At 72.2% G+C, this 23,341-nt stretch carries 6 protein-coding genes; 4 read left to right on the top strand and 2 right to left on the bottom strand.

Features of this window, described 5'->3' with window-relative positions:
• Nucleotides 1-50: 50 nt before the first annotated feature.
• Both NR792_RS02965 and NR792_RS02960 read right to left on the bottom strand, forming a co-directional pair.
• A complete protein-coding gene (locus NR792_RS02965) occupies nt 51-5,663 on the bottom strand; it encodes an amino acid adenylation domain-containing protein (RefSeq protein WP_375758543.1) in 5,613 nt (1,870 codons plus the stop codon).
• Nucleotides 5,660-16,777, bottom strand: coding sequence for an SDR family NAD(P)-dependent oxidoreductase (locus tag NR792_RS02960; RefSeq protein ID WP_375758542.1), 11,118 nt, complete (start codon nt 16,775-16,777; stop codon nt 5,660-5,662). Before NR792_RS02960 ends, NR792_RS02965 begins: the two co-directional genes overlap by 4 nt.
• Before the next feature lie 332 nt (nt 16,778-17,109).
• Between NR792_RS02960 and NR792_RS02955 the strand changes: the two genes are divergently transcribed.
• The 4 genes from NR792_RS02955 to NR792_RS02940 all read left to right on the top strand — a co-directional run bounded on the left by NR792_RS02955 (nt 17,110) and on the right by NR792_RS02940 (nt 23,276).
• Nucleotides 17,110-18,489: an amidohydrolase family protein gene (locus NR792_RS02955; RefSeq protein WP_375758541.1), complete on the top strand. Its 1,380-nt coding sequence runs from the start codon at nt 17,110-17,112 to the stop codon at nt 18,487-18,489.
• Nucleotides 18,490-18,573: 84 nt separating this feature from the next.
• Complete coding sequence (locus tag NR792_RS02950) at nt 18,574-19,479, top strand: sigma-70 family RNA polymerase sigma factor (protein WP_375758540.1); 906 nt, start codon at nt 18,574-18,576, stop codon at nt 19,477-19,479.
• 77 nt (nt 19,480-19,556) lie between these two features.
• A complete protein-coding gene (locus tag NR792_RS02945; protein ID WP_375758539.1) occupies nt 19,557-20,519 on the top strand; it encodes an SMP-30/gluconolactonase/LRE family protein in 963 nt (320 codons plus the stop codon).
• Between the two features lie 30 nt (nt 20,520-20,549).
• Nucleotides 20,550-23,276, top strand: a complete 2,727-nt coding sequence (locus NR792_RS02940; protein WP_375758538.1) for a protein kinase — start codon at nt 20,550-20,552, stop codon at nt 23,274-23,276.
• Nucleotides 23,277-23,341 lie beyond the last annotated feature (65 nt).

Genomic DNA, 23,341 nt, shown 5'->3' with positions numbered 1-23,341 from the left:
CCGGCGGCTTCAAAGGTCTGTTTCCAGCTCCAGCCGTGCCTGTCGTCGCCTCAGGCCCGTGGGTCCTCGGGCCGGGCCGCGAGCGCGGCGAGCATCCGCCGCTGCCGCTGTCCGCGCCGTGCGCTCTCCGCCAGCCCGCGCTCCTGCGCCCCGGGAGAGAGGTGACGGGCCAGGGCCTCCACCGTGGGGTGTTCGAACAGGGCCACCACCGGCACGTCCCGGCCCAGCGCCGCGCCCAGGCGGATGGCGGCCTGCGCGAGCTGGAGCGAGTGGCACCCGAGGTCGAAGAAGTTCTGCTTCCGCCCCACCCCACGTCCGCCCAGCAGCTGCCGCACGATGCCGGCGATGGTGCCCTCCAGGCCCGGCCGCGCGTCCTCGCCGCGCGAGGCTTCATCGGCGGCGGTCCCCTGCTCCACCGGGGGCAGCGCGCGGGTGTCCACCTTGCCGTGCGCCGTCTGCGGCAGCGCCGGGAGCCGCAGGAAGGCCGACGGCACCATGTACTCCGGCAGCCGCTGGCCCAGCAGCTTCCGGAGCGCGTCGGGCGTGTACGGCTGGGCCGCGTCGCCCGCCCAATACGCCACCACGCGGTCATGGCCCGCGCCGTCCGGAGCGGGCATGGCCATGACGAAGGACTGCTGGATGCCGGGCAGCGCGCAGAGCGCGGCCTCGACTTCGCCCAGCTCGATGCGCAGCCCGCGCACCTTCACCTGCCGGTCCAGGCGCCCCAGGTACTCCAGGTTGCCGTCGGGCAGCCACCGCGCCAGGTCTCCCGTGCGGTAGAGCCGCTCGCCCGGCGCGAACGGATGGGCGACGAAGCGCTCCGCCGTCAGCGTCGGGTTGTGGAGGTAGCCGCGCGCGAGCCCCACGCCCGCGATGCACAGCTCCCCCGGCACGCCGATGGGCTGCATGCGCCCGCCCCGGTCCAGCACGAGGAGCTGGATGTTGTCGATGGGCCGGCCGATGGGGATGCGCTCGTGATGTTCGGCTTCCGAGCAGTCGAAGTAGGAGACGTCGATGCTGGCCTCGGTGGGCCCGTAGAGGTTCGCCAGCCGGGTGCCGTTCTGGCGGTGCAGCAGCGCGTTGAAGCGCTCCACCTGGGACACCGTCAGGGCCTCGCCGCTGGCGAACACCTGACGCAGGCTGGAGAGGGACGACACGTCGTCGAGCGTCCGTGCGTACTCCAGGAAGACGCCGAGCATGGACGGCACGAAGTGCAGCACCGTCACCTGCTCGCGGGCGATGGCGTCCGCGACCTGCCGTGGGTCCCGCTCCGCGCCCGGGGCCAGGAGCGCCACGCTCGCGCCCTCCAGCGACCACCAGAACAGCTCCCAGACGGAGACGTCGAAGGTGTACGGCGTCTTCTGGAGGATGACGTCGCCCCGGCCCAGGGGATAGCGGTTCTGCATCCACTTGAGCCGGTTGATGAGGCCGCGGTGCTCCAGCATGGCGCCCTTCGGACGGCCGGTGGAGCCCGACGTGTAGATGACGTAGGCGAGCGAGTCCGGCCGGGCGCGTGGCGCGAGGTTCGCGCCGTCACCGCTGAACGTCGCCGCGTCGCGCAGGTCGAACACGCGTCCGGCGAAGCCCTCCGGCGTGAAGCGTGCGTCGCTGACGAGCACCACGTCCGTGCGGCTGTCCTCGAGCATGTAGCGGATGCGGTCGGCCGGGTAGCGCGGATCCACCGGGAGGTACGCACCGCCCGCCTTGAGGATGCCGTAGAGCCCGACCATCAGCTCCAGCGAGCGCTCCGCGACGATGGCCACGATGGAGTCCGGCCCCACGCCTGCCTGCCGCAGCGTCGCCGCGAGCCGGTTGGCCCGGGTGTTCAGCTCGCCGTAGGTGAGCAGGCCACCCTCGAAGGTGACGGCCACGTCGTCCGGACCGTGCGCGACGCGCTCCTCGAAGAGCTCGTGGACGCACTTCTCGCGGGGGAACGGCCGCGCGGTGCGCCGCCACTCCGTCTCCAGCTGGTAGCGCTCCACGGGCCCCAGCAGCTCCAGCGCCCCGATGGACTGGCGCGGGTCGCGCAGCGCCGAGCGCAGCAGGCCCTCGTAGTGCGTGGCCATGCGCTCGACGGTCGCGGCGTCGAAGAGGTCGGGGGCGTACTTGAAGAAGGCGTGCACGCGGCCCTCGGTCTCCACCAGCTCCAGCGAGATGTCGAACTCGCCCTGCTGCTGGAGGTCGAGGATGGCGTCCAGCGCGAGGCCGTCCGCCGCGCCCGTGCCCAGGCCGCCCTGGGAGAGCCAGTTCTGGTAGACGAACTGGGCCTGGATGAGCGGCATGAGGCCGCGATCCCTCGCCCCACCCGCTTCGCGCACCATCTCCGTGAAGGGGAAGTCCGCGTGCTCCTGCGCCTCCAGGTGGGTGGACTGGAGCGAGCGCGCGTAGTCGAGGAACGGCAGGTCGGACGCCACGCGGCTGCGCACGCAGACCACGTTGACGAAGTAGCCGACGACGTCCTCGAACTCGGTCCGGGGCCGGCCCGCCACGGGCACGCCTACCGCCAGGTCCTCCTGCTGCGTGTAGCGGTGCAGCAGCGCCTTGAAGGCCGCGAGGAACAGGCTGAAGGGATAGATGCGCTGCGTGGCGCCCAGGCGGCGCGCGTCCAGGGCCAGCTCCAGCGGGAGCGTCGTCGCGTGGACCCGGCCCTCCAGCCGCCGCTTCGCCGGACGCGGCCGGTCCGTGGGCAGCTGGAGCGCGGGGGGCGGTGGCAGCAGACGGCTTCGCCAGAACTCGCGGTGGCGCAGGCCCTCATCGGACGCGAGCATCCGCTCCTGCCACGCGACGAAGTCCGCATAGGTGGCGGACAGCGGCACGAGCGCCGCGTCCCCGTGCGTCCGCTCCGCGCGGTAGAGCGCTTCCAGGTCCCTCACGAGGAGCTGGAGCGAGCTTCCGTCCATGACCAGGTGGTGCGCCGCGAGCACCAGCAGCGGTTCACGGCCCGGCCGCTGCACCAGGTGCACCCGCGCGAGCACATCCCGCGAGAGGTCGAACGGCTTGAAGCCCAGGCGTGACAGGAAGGCCTGCTCGTCTTCCGGTGAGGCGGCGGGCAGGGTGTGGATTTCGAACGGCACCTCCGACGACGCCGGCGCCATCGCCAGCAGGGGCTGCGCGTCCTCCACCACGACACGTGCTCGCAGGCTGGGATGCCGGGCCCAGAGCCGCTGGAGCGCGGCCTTCAGCGCGGGGACGTCCAGCGTGCCCCGGATGCGGAAGGCGCACGGCACGTTGTAGGCGCTGCTCTCCGGGGAGAGCTGCTGGATCATCCACAGGCCCAGCTGTCCCGCCGACATCGGGTGACGGGGCGGGCCGGCCTTTTCTTCCACGGCGGCGGGCCGCTCACGCGCGGGCGTGGGCAGTGAGACCGGAGCCGGTGGCGGCGTGGGAACCGCCTCCGTGCCCATCTCCCGAGCGACGAGTTCCGCCAGCCGCCGGAGCGTGCCGGCTTCCAGCAGCGCCGCGTTGGTGAGCTCGACGCCGTGGGTCTCCTCCAGGCGGCGGAGCAGCCGGGCACCAATCAGCGAGTTGAAGCCATAGACCATCAGCTCCTCATCGGGCTGGAGCGTGGCCTCCGGCAGCTTCAACAGCGAAGCGATCATCCCGCGCAGGACAGGCAGCACGCCCTCCGTGGCTACGGCGACGGAAGACCGCGCCGAAGCGGGCACGGAGGAACCATCCAGCGTCGCAGCGGAGACGTGCGACGCGGCGGGGACGAACGCCAGCGAACCTTCGGGGGCCGCGGCTGAAGACCGAGCCGCAACGGACGCGGGCGAACCTTGCAGCGTTGCGGCGGAGAGGCGCGGCGTGGCGGGTACTTGCGCCAGCGAACCTTCCGGTGACGCGGCGTCGCTCCAGGGTCCGCCTTCCGACCAGTAGCGCTCACGGGCGAAGGGGTACGTCGGCAGCGGGATGCGCCGGGTCTCCGTGCCGTGCGCCCCGCGCCAGTCCAGCGCGTAGCCCTTCACGTACAGGCCGGCCACCACGCTCATGCGGCGCCAGGCTTCCGCTTCCGCCATGGGTGCTCGCGAACCGGCCAACAGGGTGTTGCCCAGCGTGAGCAGTCCGGTGTCCTTGCGCGCGTTCGGCTGCGCTCCCGCGGTGGACACCCACAGCCCTTCCGGCCTCTCGCCGCGCAGGGCTGCGTCGAGCAGGTCCTTCAGGTGGCCCGTGCTTCTCGCGAGGAAGGCCGCGCGCAGCGCGAAGTGGCTGCGGCCCGCCTGGAGCGTCAGCGCGAGGTCGTCCAGCCTGGCCTGGGCTCCTTCCGTGTCCAGCCAGGTCCGCAGGTCCGCCATCCGCTGCCGCAGCGCCTGCTCCGAGTGCGCGGACACAGGCAGGACGTGGAGGCGCTGCTCGGTGGACACCGGACGCGCGGGAAGCTCCGGGGCCTCCTCCACCACGAGGTGCGCGTTGGTGCCGCTGAAGCCGAACGAGCTGAGCGCGGCCCTTCGTGGCTGGCCGTCGGTGCGCCACTCGCGCGTCTCCGTGTTGACGAAGAAGGGCGTGCTGGGGAAGTCCAGGTGCCGGTTCGAGCGCGTGTAGTGCAGCGACGGCACCAGCTTGCGGTGCTGGAGGCACAGCAGGACCTTGATGAGGCCCGCCACGCCCGACGCCTCCATCGTGTGCCCGATGTTCGTCTTGATGGAGCCGATGGCGCAGAACTGCTTCCGGCCGGTGTGCTGGCGGAAGGACTCGGTGAGCGCCTGGAGCTCGATGGGGTCGCCCAGCTTCGTGCCGGTGCCGTGCGCCTCCACGTAGCCGATGGTGTCCGGGTGCACGCCGGAGCGCTCGTAGACATCCAGCTCCAGGGCGCGCTGCGACGGCGCGCTGGGCGCGGTGATGCCGTTGGTCCTGCCGTCCTGGTTGATGCCCGAGCCCCGGATGATGCCGTGGATCCGGTCCCCATCCGCCAGCGCCTGCTCCAGGCGCTTGAGCACCACGACGCCCACGCCCTCCCCCGTCACGATGCCATCCGCCGCGTCGTCGAAGGTCCGGCAGCGGCCCTGGGGCGACAGGATGCCCGCCTTGCCGAGCACCACGTGGGTGCGCGCCGTCAGCATCAGCGCGATGCCACCCGCGATGGCCATGTCACACGAGCCGCTGCGGATGCTCTCGCAGGCCAGGTGGACGGCGACCAGCGAGGACGAGCACGCGGTGTCCACCGGGACGCTCGGGCCCCGGAGGTTCAGCAGGTACGACAGCCGGGCCGGGAGGATGGCCGCGCTGTTGCCGCTCAGCGTGAACGCGTTGAGCTCCTGTCCCTGGAGCTTCTGGACGTACTCGCCCTCCTTGCAGCCCACGAAGACGCTGCAGCGCCGGCCTTCGAGCGTGCCCGCCGCGCAGCCCGCGTCCTCCAGCGCCTTCCAGGCCTCCTCCAGGAAGAGGCGGTGCTGCGGGTCCATCCACTCCGCTTCCAACGGGGAGATGTTGAAGAAGAGCGGGTCGAACCGGTCCACGTCGTGGATGAAGCCGCCCCACCGGCTGACGCTCTTGTTGTGCGCGTCCGGATCCGGGTCGTACCAGCGGGCGTGGTCCCACCGCTCGCGGGGCACCTCCTGGATGGAGTCCCGCCCCTCGACGAGGTTGCGCCACAGCTCCCGCACGTCCCGCGCCCCGGGGTAGCGGGCGGAGAGGCCGACCACCGCGATGGGCTCCTGGCGGCTCATGACGCGCCCCCGACGAAGCGCTCCACCGCGTCGAGGTTCAGCTCCCCGGCCTCGATGCGGTCCAGCAGGCCCAGGAGCCCGTCGTCACCGGCCGGTGCCGGTTCGGGCTTCGCCTGCACGACGATGGGAGCCGCCGGAGAGACCGGCTGCGGCGCGGGCGCGGGCCGTGCTCCCGCCTCGGCGGTGGGGAAGGTGGCGCGGATGTGCTCGGCCAGCTTCGCGACGCTCGCGTAGTTGAAGAGGTCCGTGGAGCGCAGCGCGATGCCCAGCGCCGCGTTGATGCGCTCGATGATGCTGACGGCGAAGATGGAGTCCACGCCGAAGTCCTGGAACGGCTTGAGCGGATCCAGCTGCACGGCGCCGTTCGCCACGACGACCTCCACGCATGAGGCGATCACCGACTCCAGGTCCGGCCGTGCGCCCCTCGGAGTAGAGACCGGTGTCCCCTGCCCCACGCTGGCATGGCCGTTCGTCACCACGGTGGCCGGCGCGGCCAGGGTCCTCGCGGCGGTGGCGAGGCCGCGGCGGTCGCGCTCGCCGATGATGATGTTCTGTCCCAGGTCGGAGCGCTGCTGATCCGGGTGGCCCAGCACGACGACCTTCGGGAAGCCCTCGGCGCCCAGCACGGACCGCCACTGGTCGCTGCTCAGCAGCGGCGCGTCCTGGAGCCGCAGGTCGTCCTTGAAGCGCCACCAGCCGGGCAGCAGGCCGAAGGCCACCGTGGAGAAGTCGTGCACGGTGGTGACCTCGTTGAGGAGCAGCCAGCCTCCGGGGCGCAGCAGCGTCTTCACGTTGCGCAGCGTCTGGCGCAGCTCCTCGGTCGCGTGCAGGACGTTGGCTGCGAGCACCACGTCGTAGGCGCCCGCCGTGTAGCCCTGCGGCACCACGTCCTTCTCGATGTCCAGCACCGAGTACTCCATGAACCCGTACCGGAAGTTCTCGCGGCCGTACTGGACGAACGAGCGCGACACGTCCGTGTACGTGTAGACGATGCGGTCCGCGTACTGGCTCAGCGCCTTCAGGGCCAGGTCGGTGGTGCCGCCCGTGCCAGCGCCCACCTCCAGGATGCGGATCTTCCCGCCGTCGGGGAGCTGCGCGAGCCGCTCGGCGACGTACTGGCGCAGGCTGTCGGCGACCAGCGCGTTGAAGTAGTCCGCGACGGGGTTGCCCTTGTACATGGGGCCCATCAGCCGCATCGACGACTGGGGGAACAGCAGGTCCGTGGCGGGAATCTCTCCGCGCAGCACCTCGCCGTAGCGCTCCGCGCACGCCCACATGATGGCGACGTGCGGAGCGGTCATCGGCGCCTGCGCGACCAGGCGCTCACCGCGCGCCTGCAGGCTCTGCCGCTCCAGGTGCGGCGCCGCCGCGTCCAGCTCCGGCAGCGTGGTGACGTCCGCTCCGCTCAGCCGCACGTAGCCTGCACGGGCCAGGATGTTCAGCAGCGCGGAGAACAGGCGCGTGTAGCCCGGCGCGACGCGGAGCTTCGAGCGCAGGCCGTCCACCGTGTACTGCTCCCCCGAGCGGAGGAAGACGCCCATTCGCTGGAAGAAGCCCAGCAGCATGAGTGAGTTGAAGCGCTCGTAGTCCTCGCGGCTCGCGGGCGGAGGCAGCTCGCGCACCGTGCTGTCGCGCAGCGCCTGCTCCACGCGCGGCGTGAGCAGCGACGCGGCCTCCTGCGTGACGGGACGCGACTCCGGGAACCAGTGGCGCACCCGCGCGAACGGATACGTGGGCAGCGACACCTTCCGGGGCCGCTCCGCGCCGTGGAGCGTGCGCCAGGGCAGCTCCACGCCTATGCTCCAGAGCTGGGCCAGCGTGGAGAGCTGCCGCTCCTCCATCGCGACCTGGAGGAAGGCCGTGCCGGCGCGGCCCTCGGAGAGCAGGCCCGCGAGCGGCAGGGCCGCGTCCACCTTGCCGGTGAAGAGGCCCGGAGCCGTCTGCCCCTGGGCGAAGCGGGTCAGCGCGTCGATGGCCTCGGTCACGTCGCGGGCCACCACCGCCAGCCGCTCCGGCATCGGTTCGCGGCCCACCTGGAGGGTGTACGCCACGTCGGAGAGCGAGACGGGCGTGCCCTCCGGAAGGACTTCGACACCAGCGCCGCGCTGACGCTCCGTCAGGTGCCGCTCCAGCGACGCCAGGGTCGGGCACTCGATGAAGAGGCGCGGGCGCACCTCGAGGTCCAGCCGGCGGCCAATCTCATCCGCGAACGCCGCGAGCTGGACGACGTCGAAGCCGGCCTCCTCGAAGGGGCGCTCCGGATCCAGGGCCGAGGCCGGGACGTCCAGGATGCCCGCTGCGGCCTCCAGCAGCGCCTCGCGGATGCGCGAACCGTCTCCCCTGCCCTCGCTGGGACGCGAGGGCTGCTGGCGGCGCAGGAAGTCCGCGAGCCGCGTGGCGGCGGCCTTCAGGCCCTCCGGCGTCCGGGCCGACAGCGGGAGGAGCTGCGGGCCGTGCGCGGCGGACGGCGCGGGCTGCTCGGGCGGGGCTTCGATGAGCAGGTGCGCGTTGGTGCCGCTGAAGCCGAAGGAGCTGACGGCCGCCCTGCGGGGCGCCGACGGTGCGGGCTCCCAGGGCTTCAGCCGCGTGTTGACGACGAAGGGGCTGTTCTTGAAGTCGATGAACTCGTTGGGCGTGTCGAAGTGGAGCGACGGCGGGATGGCGCCGTGCCGCAGCGACAGCAGCACCTTCAGCACGCCCGCGATGCCGGCCGCGGCGATGGTGTGCCCGACGTTCGTCTTCACCGAGCCGAGCGCGCAGTAGCCGCGCTTGTCCGTCCAGCGCCGGAACGCGTCCGTGAGCGCCTTGACCTCGATGGGGTCGCCCAGCCGCGTGCCCGAGCCGTGGGCCTCCACGAAGGTGATGGTCGCCGGGTCGCAGCCCGCCGCCTCGTAGACGGACGCCTCCAGCTCCGTCTGGGACGCGGCGCTGGGCGCGGTGATGCCGTTCGTCTTGCCGTCCTGGTTGATGGCGGAGGCGCGGATGACGCCGTGGATCTGATCGCCGTCGCGCAGCGCCGCCTCCAGCGGCTTGAGGACGACGACGCCCACGCCCTCGCCCGGCACGAAGCCGTTGGCACCGGCGGCGAACGACTTGCACTTGCCGTCCACCGACAGCATCTGCGCGTTGCTCGCGTAGATGTGGAAGTTGGGCATCGTGGAGACGTAGACGCCGCCCGCGAGCGCCATCTCCGTCTCACCAGCGAGCAGGCTCTGGCAGGCCAGGTGGATGGACACCAGCGACGAGGAGCAGGCCGTGTTGATGGCCATGCTCGGGCCCTTCAGGTTGAGGAAGTACGCGATGCGGGCCGCGAGGATGGACGTGTCGTTGCCCCAGATGGCCTGGGCCTCGCGCTTGATGCCGGCCTGGGCCATGCGCAGGCCGTAGTCGCCCACGTCGACGCCGACGTAGACGCCGCAGCGCTTCTCCGACATGGACCGGGCCGCGTAGCCCGCGTCCTCCAGCGCCTTCCACGCCTCCTCCAGGAACACGCGCTGCTGCGGGTCGGACAGGTCCGCCTCCCGCCCCGCGATGTTGAAGAAGGCCGCGTCGAACTTGTCGATGTCGTCGAGCACGGCGCCGTAGCGGCAGTTCGTCGCGTCGAGGTTGCGCGGGTCCGCGTCGTAGTACGCGTCGATGTCCCAGCGTTCCTTGGGAATCTCCCCGACCAGGTTGTCGCCCGCGGCCAGCCGCTTCCAGAAGGTGTCCAGGTCGGGCGCACCGGGGAAGCGCCCGGACATGCCGATGACGGCGATGGAGCGCGAGGCCGGACGGGGCGCGGCGGCCTCACGCACCGGCTGCGCCTGGGGCGCGGGAGGAGGCACCGTCGGGAGGGACGGCCTGGGCGCTTCCACCCGCGGCTGGGGTGCGAACGCGGGCGGCGGTTCCGGGCTGGCGTAGGCCGGTTCAGGCTCGCGCGCTGGCGGCGCCACGGGAGCAGCCTGGGGCTTCGCCGCGTCGAGCAGGGACAGGATGTGCCGGGCCAGGGCGCGGACGCTCGAGTAGTCGAAGACGACCGTGATGGGCAGCTCGAGGTCGAACGCCTCGCTGATGCGCTCGATCATCCCGGCGCCGGTGATGGAGTCGACGCCGTAGTCCGAGAACGGCACCTCCGGGTTGATGACGTCCGAGCTGACGCTGAGCGCCTCGCTGGTGAGCTGACCGATGCGGCGCTCCACCTCCGCGAGCGACGGCCCCGTCCGCACGGGCACCACCGCCTGCGACGCCGGGCGGGCCTCCACGGGCGCGCGGACCGGCTCCGGGGGCCGGACCTCACGCCCCTGCGCCTGACGGCGGCCCGCGACCGCGACGGGCTCCTCCTGGGAGACGCCCAGCTTCGCCAACGCCTCCGGGGTGCCCTTGAAGGCGACCACCTGGGGGGCGCTGCTCGCGAGCACCTGGCGCAGGGCCTCCAGGCCCTCGGCGACCTCGATGGAGTGCACGCCTCGCAGCTCCATGGCGCGCTGGTACTTCGGATCCGTGACGGCGCCCACGGAGCCCCAGTAGCCCCAGTTGACGACGCTCACGGGGAAGCGCGCGGAGCGGCCCAGCCACCCGGCGAAGGTGTCCTGGAACAGGGAGGCCGCGGCGTAGTTGCCCTGCCCCGCGTTCCCCGAGAAGGACTGGATGGACGAGAAGAACACCAGGAAGTCGAGCGGCTCGTCCTTCAGCACCTGGGCCAGCACCGCGCTGCCCCGGACCTTGGCATCCATCGCCTCCATGAACGCCGTGGCGTCCATGCGCTCGATGGGCGCGTCGCGGAGGACCAGCGCGGAGTGCACCACGCCATGGACTGCCCCGAAGCGCGCCTTCGCCTGGGCCATCACGTCCCGCATGCTCGCGGGGCGCGTGACGTCCGCGCGGACGTGCAGCACGCTTGCGCCGCGCGCCTCCATGGCCGCGATGCGCTCGCGCTGTGCTTCCGTCAGGGGACCGCGTCCGGTGAGGACCAGCCGCGCCTGGAAGCGCCCGGCCAGGTCCTCCGCGAGCGCCAGCCCGATGCCGCCCAGACCGCCCACGATGACGTAGACGCCGCCCTGGCGCAGGACTCCGTCCCCTGCCTCCAGACGGGCGGGAACGAGCTGCCGGACGTGACGGCGCCCCTCGCGCAAGGCCACGTCCAGACGGCCCTTGTGCTCCGGCTCCGCGACCAGCTGGGAGACGAGCACGCCCGGGGCATGGAGCGCGTCACGCGCCCCCACGTCGATGCAGCTCACCGCCAGCTGGGGGTGCTCCTTCGCCAGCGACTTGCACAGGCCGTGGAGGCTCGCGCCGGACGGACGCGCCTGCTCCGTGCCGGTGACGGGGAACACGTCCGCGGTGACGACCACCAGCTCCAGGCGCTGCTGGAGCACGCCCAGCCGCGACAGGCCCTTGAGCATCCGGAACAGTGCCAGCACGCCGCGCTCCTGGCTGGCCTCCAGCGCCTCCACGTCGTCCAGCGCCGCCGCCCGCGCGTCGATGCCCGCGAGGAAGTAGAGCCGCCGGGGCTGCCCGGCCTCGTTCCACCACGCCTCGACGCCGGCCTCATCCGCGCTGGACCACTCCCACCGGCCCTCGGCCTCGCGCCGGGTGCGCGCACCCAGACGGACCCGCAGTACGCCCGCGCGGGCATGGACCGCGGCCAGGCCGTCCTCCAGGCCCAGGCTGTCCGCACCCGCGACGATGACCGCGCGCCCCAGCTCGCGGTCCTGCGCCGGCAGCGCCGCTTCCGTCCAGCGGGGCAGGTAGAAGAAGCCCTGCGGCCGCGACTTGCGCTCGCGGAAGCCCAGGTCCCGCAGCTCGACGCACACCTCGCCCTGCTCATCCAGCAGCGCGACGTCGACGCGCGCGGGGTCCTGCATCCGCACCCGCGCGTACGCCCTGCCCGAAGCCGGCAGCGGGCGACGCACGTCCACGCCTCCCAGCGAGAACGGCAGCATCAGCGCGCCGGACGACGACGTGAGCGCGGCCACGGCCTGCGCGGCCGAGTCCAGCAGCTGCGGCGGAAGGCTCCAGCGGCTGCCCTCCGGCGCGGCGCCCTCCAGGCGGCCCAGGGCCTCGCTTGCGTCGCTCCACACCTCGCGCAGGGCGCGGAAGGTGGGACCGTAGTGGATCCCCATCTGGGCGAAGCGCTGGCGCAGCACCTCGCCATCGACGTGGTGCGTGCTCCGGGCCTGGAACGGACGGAGCGCGAACGACTCGGCCCCCGCGCGCTCCACCGCCGCCTCGATGCGTCCCTTGCAGTGCAGGACCGCGTCGTCTCCCTCACCGGAGCGGACCTCGAAGAGCGCGTGGCCGCCCTTCTCCTCCAGCGTGGTCCACAGCACCTTCCGCGCACCGTCGAGGACGCAGGGCTGGAGCCAGAGCACCTGCGAGAGGGACACCGGCCCCTCGCCATGCGCGGCCGCGAAGGCCTCACGGGCCAGCTCGAGGTAGGCCATGCCCGGCAGCACGCCCGCGCCGTTCACGCGGTGATCCGCCACCAGCGGCGACGAGGCCTCCAGCACCGTGCGGCGACGGACGGCGGCCGCCCGTGCCTCCACGGTCCGGGGGGCTTCGGGAAGGGCCGCGCCCATGACGGGCGTGACCCAGTGACGCTCCTGCGCGAAGGGGTACGTGGGCAGCGGCACGCGCTGGTGGGGACCGGAGAACAGCGCCGCCCAGTTCAGCGGCGCGGCCTTCACGTAGAGCGACGCCAGCGAGAAGAGCTGCTCCTGGGCCCCTTCCCCGGCCTGTGCGCCCGGCGAGGCCAGCTCCGCCATCAGCGTCCGCCCCAGCTCCTTGAGGAGCGGATCCACCTTCCGTCCCGCGTCCCGCGGATCGGACGTGAGCTGATACGGCACCTCGCGTCCCGCCAGGGCCGCCTCGATGCCGTCCAGCAGCTCGCGGTGGCTGCGCACCACGAACGCCGTGCGGGCCTTGTGGTGGGCCCGGCCCACGAGCAGCGTGAAGGCGATGTCCCCCAGCCGGTGCGCCTCACCGTGGCGGCGCAGCCAGGTGGCCATGTCCTCCAGCCGCCGCGTCAGGGCCTCCTCCGTCTTGCCGGAGAAGACGACGAGGCGCGCGGTGCCCCTCGCCTCCCGGGGCGCGCCGGGCCGTGCGGGGGGCTCCTCCAGGAGGAGGTGCGCGTTGGTGCCGCTGAAGGCGAAGCCGCTGAGGGCCGCGCGCCGGGGACCGTTGCCGGGGACGGTCCAGTCCCGCAGCGCGGTGTTCACGACGAACGGCGTCGCGGCGAAGTCGATGTTGCTGTTCTGCCGCTCGAAGTGGAGCGAGGGCGGCAGCTGGCGGTGCTGGAAGGACAGCAGGACCTTGATGAGGCCGGCCACGCCCGCGGCGGCGGACGTGTGGCCGAGGTTCGACTTCACCGACCCGAGGAAGCAGAACTGCTTGCGGTCGGTGTAGCGCGAGAAGGCCTCCGTGAGCGCCTCCACCTCGATGGGGTCGCCCAGCTTCGTGCCCGTGCCGTGCGCCTCCACGTACGTCACGGACTCCGGGCTGATGCCGGCGCGCTGGTAGACCTGGAGCTCCAGCTCCGTCTGCGCGTCCGAGCTGGGCGCGGAGATGCCGTTCGTCTTGCCGTCCTGGTTGGTCCCGGAGCCCCGGATGACGCCGTACACGTGGTCGCCGTCGCGGAGCGCGTCCGCGAGCCGCTTGAGGACGACGACGCCCACGCCCTCGCCGGGGACGAAGCCGTCCGCCCGGTCATCGAAGGCGCGGCAGCGCCCGTTGGGCGACAGCATGCCGGCCTTGCTCATCTGGATGTACGGATCCTCGGTGATGTAGAGCGTCACGCCGCCCGCGAGCATGAGGTCCACGTCTCCCGCGAGCAGGCTGCGCACGGCCAGGTGCGTGGCCACGAGCGACGAGGAGCAGGCGGTGTCCAGCGCCAGCGCGGGCCCCTTGAGGTTCAGGAGGTACGCGATGCGCGCGGCGAGGATGGAGTTGGAGTTGCCCAGCAGTTGGAGCGCGGGGCTGCGGTCGGGGTCCGCCAGGCCCACCAGCCGGTTGTAGTCGTTGTTCATCACCCCGACGTAGACGCCGCAGCGGGCCTTGCTGAGCTGCTCCGGCGAGTAGCCCGCGTCCTCCAGCGCCTTCCAGGACTCCTGGAGGAACAGGCGCTGCTGCGGGTCCATCAGCCGGGCCTCGGCCGGGGAGATGCTGAAGAAGAGCGGGTCGAACTTGTCGATGTCCGACAGGAAGCCGCCCCACTTGCTGGTGGAGCGGTCCTTCTTCTTCGGATCCGGATCGTAGTAGCGCTGGACGTCCCAGCGCTCCGGAGGGACCTCCGTCACCGAGTCCACGCCCGCCGCCAGGTGGGCCCAGTACTCGTCCAGGTTCCGGGCACCCGGGAAGCGCGCGGACATGCCGATGATGGCGACGTCGGTGGACGCGGCCACGGCGGGAGCCGGGGTGGGCTCGGGAGCGCTCGGCGTCGGCTTGCGCTTCAGGGTGACGTGGAACGGAGGGGGTTCGGCCTCCAGCGCATGCGCGTCAGGGACGCGGGGACGTTCGGCCACCGGAGCGGACTCGCGCGGCGCGGGCTCGGACACGCGGGCCGGAGCCGCTGGAACACGAGACTCGGGCTCAGTGGCGCGCGGCGCGGGGATGGAAGCACGGGCCTCCGGCTCGGGGGCTCGCGGCGCGGGGATGGCCTCGCGAGGTGCTGGCGCGGGCGCGGAAGGCGACGCGGCGGCGGGGACCTGCGAGGCCAGGTACTCGGCCAGCCGGAGGACCGACGGATGGTCGTAGAGCTTGTTGACCTTGAGCTTGAGCTGGAGGTCCTGGCTCAACCCCTTGGTCAGCTCCACCATGAGGATCGAATCCAGCCCCAGCTCGAGGAAGTTCTTCTCCTCGTCGATGTCCCCGGGCTCGCAGAAGAGCACGCGCGCCAGGGCCCCCTTCACGGTCTGCTTGAGGCCTTCCGACCGGGCCTGGGCCTCCGCCGGATTCACGGCGGGTGGAGCCGGCGGCGCGGCGACTTCGGGCGCGGCGGCGCGGACGGTCTCGACCGGGGCCACGGGGGTCTCCTCGCGCGTCTCCCTCGCGGAGGTCTGCCCGGGCCGCCGCAGCTGGATCTTGGGTCTGTTCACGATGGGGACCTCATGTCGGGGAGGCGGCGGGGGCGCCGGAGCGACCTCCGCGGCGGAAGGCGTGGGCCGGACGGGGACGGCGGGCTGCGGAACGACGGCGGGTGCGGAGCTCACGGGCTCCGCCGCGCGCTGGACCGTTGGCGCGCGGTGCTCGCCAATCCAGTGGCGCTTCCTCACGAACGGATAGGTGGGCATCGAGACGCGCTGCCGCGAACGCCCCGCATGCAGGGCCGCCCGCCAGTCCACGCGCGCGCCCGCCACCCAGGCACGCGCCAGCGCTTCGGCATCGGCCGTCCCGGCCGGAAGCGGTGCGGCCGCCTCCGAGAGCCCCCGGACGCGGCCGTGGAAGACAGGGAGCGAAGCAGGCTGCTCGGAAGCGAAGGCCTGGAGCGCGTCCGCCAGCGCCTCCTCCGTGGAGGCCACGACGGCGAGCCGCTCCTCCATCGCCTGCCGTCCCACCTGTGACGTGAAGGCGATGTCCGCCAGCGCCGCGTGACGCGCTCCACTGGCGCGCGCCCGCGCGTTCCCCACGAGGAACGCCGCCACCTGCCGCGCATGCACCCGGAGCCGCTCCAGGTTCTTCGCGGAGAGCACCAGGACGACAGGCCCGGACTCGGGCACCTCCCGCCGGGGCGGCGCCACGTACTCCTCGACCAGGACGTGCGCGTTCGCCCCGCCCGCCCCGAAGGAGCTGATCCCCGCCCGGCGCGGCACCTGCCGCACGCGCCCGCCCTCCTCCACCTCCGGCCTGCGCCACTCCGCCAGCTCGCGCTGCACGAAGAAGGGCGACGCGTCGAAGTCGATCTTCGGGTTGGGGCGCTCCGAGTGCGGCGACGGGACGAGCATCCCCTCGCGCAGCTGCAGCACGACCTTGGTCAGCGCCGCGATGCCCGCCGCGGACTCCAGGTGCCCGATGTTCGCCTTCAGCGACCCCAGCGCGCAGAACCGCCGCTCCTGCGTGTGCTCACGGAACGCGCGCTGGAGCGCGGCCACCTCGATGGGGTCCCCCAGCGACGTGCCCGTCCCGTGCGCCTCCACGTAGCTCAGCGTGCGCGCGTGGACGCCGGTCTCCGCCAGCACCCGGGAGATGACCCGCTGCTGCGCGTGCGGATTGGGGACGGTGTAGCCACTCGTCTTGCCCCCGGCGTTGACCGCGCTGCCGAGGATGACCGCGTGGATCCGGTCGCCGTCGACGAGCGCCTGCTCCAGCGTCTTCAGCAGGACGGCCCCCACGCCCTCGCCGTCCACGAAGCCGTCCGCGCCCTCCCCGAAGGCGCGGCACGCATCCCCCCGGGACAGCATCTTCATGCTGGTGAGGGCGTGGTAGTGCATCGGGTGGAGGATGAGGTTCACCCCACCCGCGAGCGCGGCCCGGCACTCGCCCCGGCGCAGGCTCTCACACGCCAGGTGCAGCGCCGTGAAGGACGACGAGCAGGCGGAGTCCACCGCGAAGCTGGGACCGGACAGGTTGAGGTGGTACGAGACGCGGTTGGCCACGGACCAGAACGGGCTGCGCGCGGCGGTCCGCTGCCCGGAGCCCCACGCCTCCGACGCCACCCACCCGTAGCCGCCGTTCATCACCCCCACGAACACGCCCACGTCCCGGTCCAGCGACGGCGCGCTCACGTCGTAGCCCGCGTCCTCGAAGGTGGCCCACGCCACCTCCAGGAACTGCCGCTCCTGGGGATCCATCCCGTCGGCTTCGCGCGGCGAGAGGTTGAAGAACGCCGCATCGAACGCGTCCGCGTCCGCGAGGAACCCACCCCACCGGCTGTAGATGGACTCCGGCGCCTCCGGGTCATCCGAGTGGAAGCGCCGCCAATCCCAGCGCGTGGGAGGAATTTCGCTGATGCAGTTGCGGCCGGCCTTCAGGTTCTCCCACAGCCCGTCAAGCCTCTCCGCCTGGGGATAGCGGCCACTTATTCCCACGATGGCGATGGCCTGGGCGCGGGCGCCCGGACGGCGGCCCTGCAGCAGGCGGATCAGCAGCTCCCGCTTCTCCTCCTCCGACAGCGTCGGGCCTCTGGTTCCGTCTCCACTCACGAGCAGCACTCGCGGCCTTCCCCCGGCCGTCCCTCATCGAAATGGCCCACCCCGGATCCCCGATCCGGGGTGCGCTAGATAACAAATGGAAATGCAGGTGGAAACCAGATCTCGCCGATTAATCCCCGTGACCTGAACTTCACTGGCAGCTCACTGATTCCTGATCAGCGTGGCCGCAGGGACCTTTCCCAGGTCACGCGGGAATACGGCGGCGGATCGCGACTGCAATCACTCCCCAGGAACGCCTATGCTGCCATCCCTGTTTAACCGCTGAAACGCGCTGTCACGGCGTACTCCGCCCACCCCGCAGCACCGTTCCCACAGGACACCACATGACCGAGCCGCATCTTTCGAATGGCCGCTACGTCGTCGTCACCTCGGACGGCCACGCCGGACCGCCGGCCCGCACGTTCCGGGACTACCTGGAGAAGAAGCACTGGAACGCGTTCGAGGACTACCTGAAGGAGAGCCGCGGCACGCCGGACGGCAAGCCCGCTGCCCCCGCCGGGGCGCCGGCCGAGGCTTCGTCGGACACCTTCGTGGAGAGCATGAAGACGATTGGCCTCTCCGAGGAGGCCGCGTCCGAGTTCACGGCGACCGTGTCCTTCGCGGACGCGTCGGAGAGCCTTTGGGACCCGGCGCGTCGGCTGGCGGTGCTGGAGAAGGACGGCGTGGTGGGTGACGTCATCTTCCCGGACGGCAACGTGGACAACGAGCCGCCCTTCGGCGCGGGGTATGCGCATGGCCGGCGCGGCATTGGCCAGATGGGCGGCGGTGAGCCGGGCAAGCAGCCGGAGCTGTACCCGGTGGAGCTGGTGGCCGCGGGAGCGCGTGCGTACAACCGGTGGCTGTCCGAGTTCTGTGCCACCAACCCGGGACGTCACGCGGGCGTGGCCATCCTACCGACGCATGACGTGGGCTTGATGGTGGAGGAGGTCAAGCGCGCGCATGCCTCCGGGCTGACGGGCGGCGTGCTGCTGCCGCTGCTGCTCTTGACGGAGATGCGCGGCTACAACGACCCCATCTACGAGCCGCTCTGGTCGGTGTGCGAGGACCTGGGCATGCCCGTGAACGTGCACGCGGGCGGTGGCCAGCCGCCGTACGGCACGTCGCCGGACGCGTTCCTCATCCGGATGACGGAGCTGAGCTTCTACGGCTCCGCGCCCCTCTGGTACATGATGTGGGGCGGCGTGTTCGAGCGGCACCCGAAGCTCAAGGTGGTGTTCACCGAGCAGTCCGCGTACTGGGCGCCGCAGAAGCTGGCGGAGCTGGACTTCTTCTACGACATGCCGTGGTTCGCGGCGGTGCGCCAGACGCTGCGCATGAAGCCGAGCGAGTACTGGGCGCGCCAGTGCTACGTGGGGACCTTCATGTTCCGCGAGGAGGCGGAGCAGCGGCACGCCATCGGGTTGAAGAACATCCTCTGGGGGTCGGACTTCCCGCACCTGGAGGGCACGTGGCCGCACTCGAAGAAGTCGATGCAGTTCACCTTCTCCGGGATGCCGTCGCTGGACGTGTCGATGATGGTCGGCGGCAACGCTATCGACGTGTACAACTTCGACCGGCAGAAGCTGGCCCAGGTGGCGGCGAAGGTCGGCCCCCTGGCCGAGGAGGTCAACAAGCCCCTCACGCAGGGCCCGCCGGGACACCTGGGCATGGGCTTCCGCTACGGCCTGAAGTCGGCCGCGCCGCCGTCGACGTCCGCGGCGTAGCGCCCCGACGTATCGCGAAGCGGGAAAGGGGTCCGTCCGGCGGGTGGGTTCCGCCAGCGGCGATGTCTGAGTAGCGTCCCGGGCGTGCCCCCTGCTCCCACCCCGCTGGCCTCCGCCTTCCTCGCGGCCTCTGGCTGCGCGCCGGCTTCGCTTCCGGAGCCCGCGCGGCTGGAGGGCCTGTTCGCCTCGGCGATCGAGCGCGCCGGCTCGCGCTGGCCCGGCCTGGGGGTGGAGCCCCTGGCGTTCGTCGCGTTCGTCGCGGAGCGGCTCGCGTCCCCTTCGGCCCTGCTGGCGGCGCTCGATGGGGACTCCCCTGCCTTCTCGGAGCTGTACCTGACCTTCGGGTGCCTGCGGCACCAGCGCGCCGCGCTCCAGTTCTTCGAGGACGACTACCTCCGCGAGGTCGGCGCGTTCGTGTCCGGGGTGGACCGCTCGCCCGCGTTCGTGGCGGAGGTGCGGCAGCTGCTGCGCGAGAAGCTGTTCACCGCGGAGCCGGGCTCCGAGCCGAAGATTTCGGAGTTCACCGGCGGCGGCGCGCTGGGCGGCTGGGTGCGGGTGGCGGCGCTGCGCATCGCGCTCAACCTCAAGCGCTCCGAAGCGCGGGCCGACGCAGTGGCCCAGGACTCCGTCGAGACCGCGTTCGGCGAGCAGCTGGGACCAGAGCTGGAGCACCTCCGCTCGCGCTACCGCGAGGCCTTCACGGAGGCCGTGCGAACAGCGCTGGAGCAGCTGTCCGACCGGGACCGAACCCTGATGCGCCTGTACCACGTGGAGGCGCTGTCCCTGGAGGCCATCGCGGCGCTCTACCGCGTGCACATGTCCACCGTCTCGCGCTGGCTCAGCCGCGCCCGCGAACAGGTGGCGGAGACCACGACGCGGCAGCTCTGTGAGCGCCTGGGGGTCGGCGCGTCGTCGGTGGACAGCATCGCGGCGCTGGTCGTGAGCCAGGTGGACTTGAGCCTCACGCGGCTGCTCGGCCAGGGGGGCTGAACTTTCGCTGCAAGGGTTTTTCCGGCCGGTGTCAGGGCATCGAAAGGCCCCTTCCGGGCCTCACCGAGGAAAGCCCCATGCGCGCCTGTTCGTGGATGTCCGTCGTCACCCTCGCCGCCGCCCTCTCCGCCTGCGAGCCGTTCCCGGAGGCCCCTGGCTCCGGCCTGACGCAAGTGCAGTGGCCTGACGAGGACTTCTATCCGGAGGGCATCGCGGCCGCGAAGGACGGCACGCTCTACGCGGGCAGCCTGGGCACGGGGGCCATCGCTCGCGCCCGGCCGGGAGCATTGGGGGCCGAGGTCTTCGTCCCGGGCCGCCCCGCCTTCGGCGTCTACGGGCTCGCGGTGGACGAAGCGCACGACACGCTCTGGGCCTGCACCTACGACGACCTGCTTCCGCCCGAGCAGCCCGCGCACCTGGCCGCGTATGCGCTCTCCACGGGCGCACAGAAGGCCAGCCATCCCATGCCCGGTGAGAGTGGCTTCTGCAACGACGTGACCGTCGACGCGGCGGGCAACGTGTACGCGACGGATTCGTTCGCGAACATCATCGTCCGGCTCGCGGTCGGTGGGACGGCGCTCACGACGTGGGCCTCGGATGACGCGTTCGCGCCCTCCGAGCCTGGGGCCTTCACCCTCAATGGCATCGCCTACGACGGGGCGAGCAGGCTCTACGTCGTGAAGAGCGACACGGGCACGCTGTTCTCCATCGACATCCAACCGGATGGCAGCGCGGCGGCGCCGGTAATCATCCCGGTGGCCCCGGCGCTGGAGACGCCGGATGGGCTGGAGTGGGTGGACTCACAGCGGCTGCTGGTCGTGGAGAACACGGCGGGTCAGGCGTCCCTGGTGACGCTCGGTGAAGGCGCGGGGGCGAAGGAGGTGCTCGCCAACGGGTTCGTGGAGCCGACCGCCGCCGCGCTCACCGAGGACGGGGCCTGGGTGCTGGAGTCGCAGATGGGCTTCCTCTTCGGCACGCCGGGTGCGCCGGCCCTGCCCTTCCGCGCGTACCGGGTCGCGGTGCCCCCGCTTCTTCCCTGAGCACCAACGCCCCTAGAGTCGCGTCCCACCATGTCCGGGTGTCCTTCCGAGGAAACGATTCTCGCCTTCGTGGAGGACCGCCTGCCGCCAGAGCAGCGCGGCCTCGCCGAGGCCCACCTCTCACGCTGTGAGGCCTGCGGCTCGCTGATCGCGGCCGTCGCGGCGACATGGCATGCGGAGGGCCGGCTCACCGAGGCGGCCCCTCCGCTGCGCGCCTTCGCCCCGGGGGAGCAGGTGGGGCCGTACGTCATCGTCGAACATGCTGGCAGTGGCGCGATGGGTGACGTGTACCGGGCGCGCGACCACAGGCTGGGACGGGACGTGGCGGTGAAGGTGCTGCCCGCGCGGTTCGCCCAGGACGCGGAGCGCCTGGCGCGCTTCCGGCAGGAGGCCCGCGCCGCGGGGGTGCTGTCCCATCCGCACCTGCTCACCCTGTTCGACGTGGGCACCCACGAGGACGTGCCCTACCTCGTCACCGAGTGGCTGGAGGGCGTCACCCTGCGGACGCGGCTGATGCGGGGACCGCTGCCGCTGGAGCAGGTGGCGCGGCTGGGCCTCCAGTTGTCGCAGGGGCTCGCGGCCGCGCACGCACGCGGCGTCATCCACCGCGACCTCAAGCCCGCGAACATCTTCCTCTGCTCGAACGGGAGCGCGCGGATCCTCGACTTCGGTCTGGCGCGGCTCACCGAGCGCACCGAGGACGCTTCGCTGACCCAGAGCGGCGCGGTGGTGGGCACCGCCGGGTACATGGCACCGGAGCAGATCCGCGGTCAGGGCGTGGATGCTCGCGCGGACGTGTTCTCGCTCGGCGCGGTGCTCCACGAGGCCGTGAGCGGCCGTGCGCCCTTCGGCGGGGACAGCCCGGTGGAGCGGATGAGCGCCGCGCTCCGCGATGAACCTCCCGTGCTGCCGGGGGAGCTGGGGGCGGTGATCGCCCGCTGTCTGGCGAAGGCCCCGGGGGACCGGTTCCAGTCCGCGCAGGACCTGGCCTTCGCCCTGGAGTCCATCGCGGCTCGCGGCGCGCCCCTGGCCGTGCGGCGGCGCCCGGTCCTCCACCCTGCCCTGTTCGCGGCCGCGGCGGTCGTGCTGCTGTTCGTGGCCGGCGGGCTCGTGGCCTTCCTACGCGGGCAGGCTGCCCCGGAGGCGACGGCGGCGCAGGCGGCGCGCCCGACGTACCGCCCCGTCACGTTCCGCCGGGGCCACGTGCTCAACGCGCGGTTCTCCGCGGACGGCCACACGCTGCTCTATGGCGCGGCGTGGGAGGGAGGACGCGCGGAGCTCTACAGCGCCCGCACCGAACGGCCGTTGTCACAACCGCTGGGGCACCCCGCGGACGTGCTCGCCGCGTCGTCGCGCGGAGAGCTGGCGGTGTTGCTCGAGCCCCGCTTCTTCGACGCGGACCATGGCAGCGGGACGCTGGGCCTGATGCCGCTGGGTGGTGGCGCGCCGCGGGCCGTGCTCGACGGCGTGCTGGAGGCGGACTGGGGGCGGAGCGACGGACCGCTCGCGGTGGTGCGCCGCGTGGGTGAGAACTTCCGGCTGGAGCAGCCTCCCGGCACGGTGCGCTTCGAGTCCCAGGGGTGGATCAGCCACGCGCGCGTGTCTCCGGACGGAGCGCGGATCGCGTTCCTGTTCCACGCGCATCCGAAGGACGACCGGGGCGGCGTCTGGGTACTGGAGAAGGACGGTCCGCCCCGGGAGCTCTCCGCGGACTGGGCGAGCATCCGGGGGCTCGCGTGGGCTCCGGACGGGCGCGAGGTGTGGTTCACCGCCTCCCGCACGGGCGCCGACTCCGAGCTGTTCGCGGTCGACCTGCGAGGCACGCTGCGGCCAGTGGATCGCATCGCCGGGAGGATGGTGCTGCATGACATCTCCAGCGAGGGCGCCGTCCTGGTGGACCACCCGGTGATCCGCACCGGGCTCGCGTTCGGCCAGGCGGGGACGGAGCGCGACCTGGCGTGGTCGGACTCCTCATTCATGACCGACCTGTCCCGCGACGGCCGGACGCTCATCTTCGCGGAGGGCGGCGAGGTGGAGGGCCCCACCTACGGCGCCTACCTGCGGACCACCGATGGCGCCCCACCCGTGCGGCTGGGAGATGGCATTCCCATGGCGCTGTCTCCGGACGGCAAGCAGGTGTTCACGGCGCGCTACGGCGAGCGGATGGAGTACCTGCTGCTGCCCACGGGCGCGGGGGAGCCGCGTCCCCTGTCGCTCGCGCCGGTCGCCACGGTGCTCACCGCGCGCTGGTTCCCGGATGGAAGGCGGTTGCTCCTGCGCGCCAACGAGGAGGGCCATCGCGCCCGCCTGTGGGTGTACGAGCCCGGTGCCGGAGCCCCTACGCCCATCACACCGGAAGGCACGGGCTTCGACACGGCCATCTCCCCGGACGGCGCACGGCTCGCGGCGGTGGATGCGGAAGGAAACCTCCGCGTGTCTTCCGCGACAGGTGAAGCGCGAAGCACCGTCCCCGGCCGCTTCTCGGGCCAGACCGTGGTGGCCTGGGATGCGAGCGGAGAAGCCCTCTACCTGCGACGCGTCTCGCTCCCGGTGCAGGTCTCCCGGGTCGACGTGAGGACCGGCGCGAGCACGCCGCACCTGACCGTCCCCGCGGGGGGCACCATGCCGGGCCTCATCTCCGTGATGACGCTGGCACTCTCCGCGGACGGAAAGTTCTACGCATACAGCTACAGCGAGGCGCTCTCGCGACTGTTCTTGGTGGAGGGATTGGCCGGGGCCTGGCCTTCGCCCCACTGACCTTCTCAAACCGATTCCAGGAACCGCGCCGCTCCGGACCGTGCCGAGCCGGGCCGCGCGGTTCC

Source organism: Corallococcus exercitus, from assembly GCF_042231735.1.
Lineage (GTDB): Bacteria > Myxococcota > Myxococcia > Myxococcales > Myxococcaceae > Corallococcus > Corallococcus exercitus_B.
This window is presented reverse-complemented; position numbering and strand designations above follow the sequence as displayed.

Bases quoted from the DNA above. Each gene is read 5' to 3' on its own strand.
- NR792_RS02965 (WP_375758543.1), bottom strand. From the start codon at position 5,663: ATGAGCCGCCAGGAGCCCATCGCGGTGGTCGGCCTCTCCGCCCGCTAC.
- NR792_RS02955 (WP_375758541.1), top strand. From the start codon at position 17,110: ATGACCGAGCCGCATCTTTCGAATGGCCGCTACGTCGTCGTCACCTCG.
- NR792_RS02945 (WP_375758539.1), top strand. From the start codon at position 19,557: ATGCGCGCCTGTTCGTGGATGTCCGTCGTCACCCTCGCCGCCGCCCTC.
- NR792_RS02940 (WP_375758538.1), top strand. From the start codon at position 20,550: ATGTCCGGGTGTCCTTCCGAGGAAACGATTCTCGCCTTCGTGGAGGAC.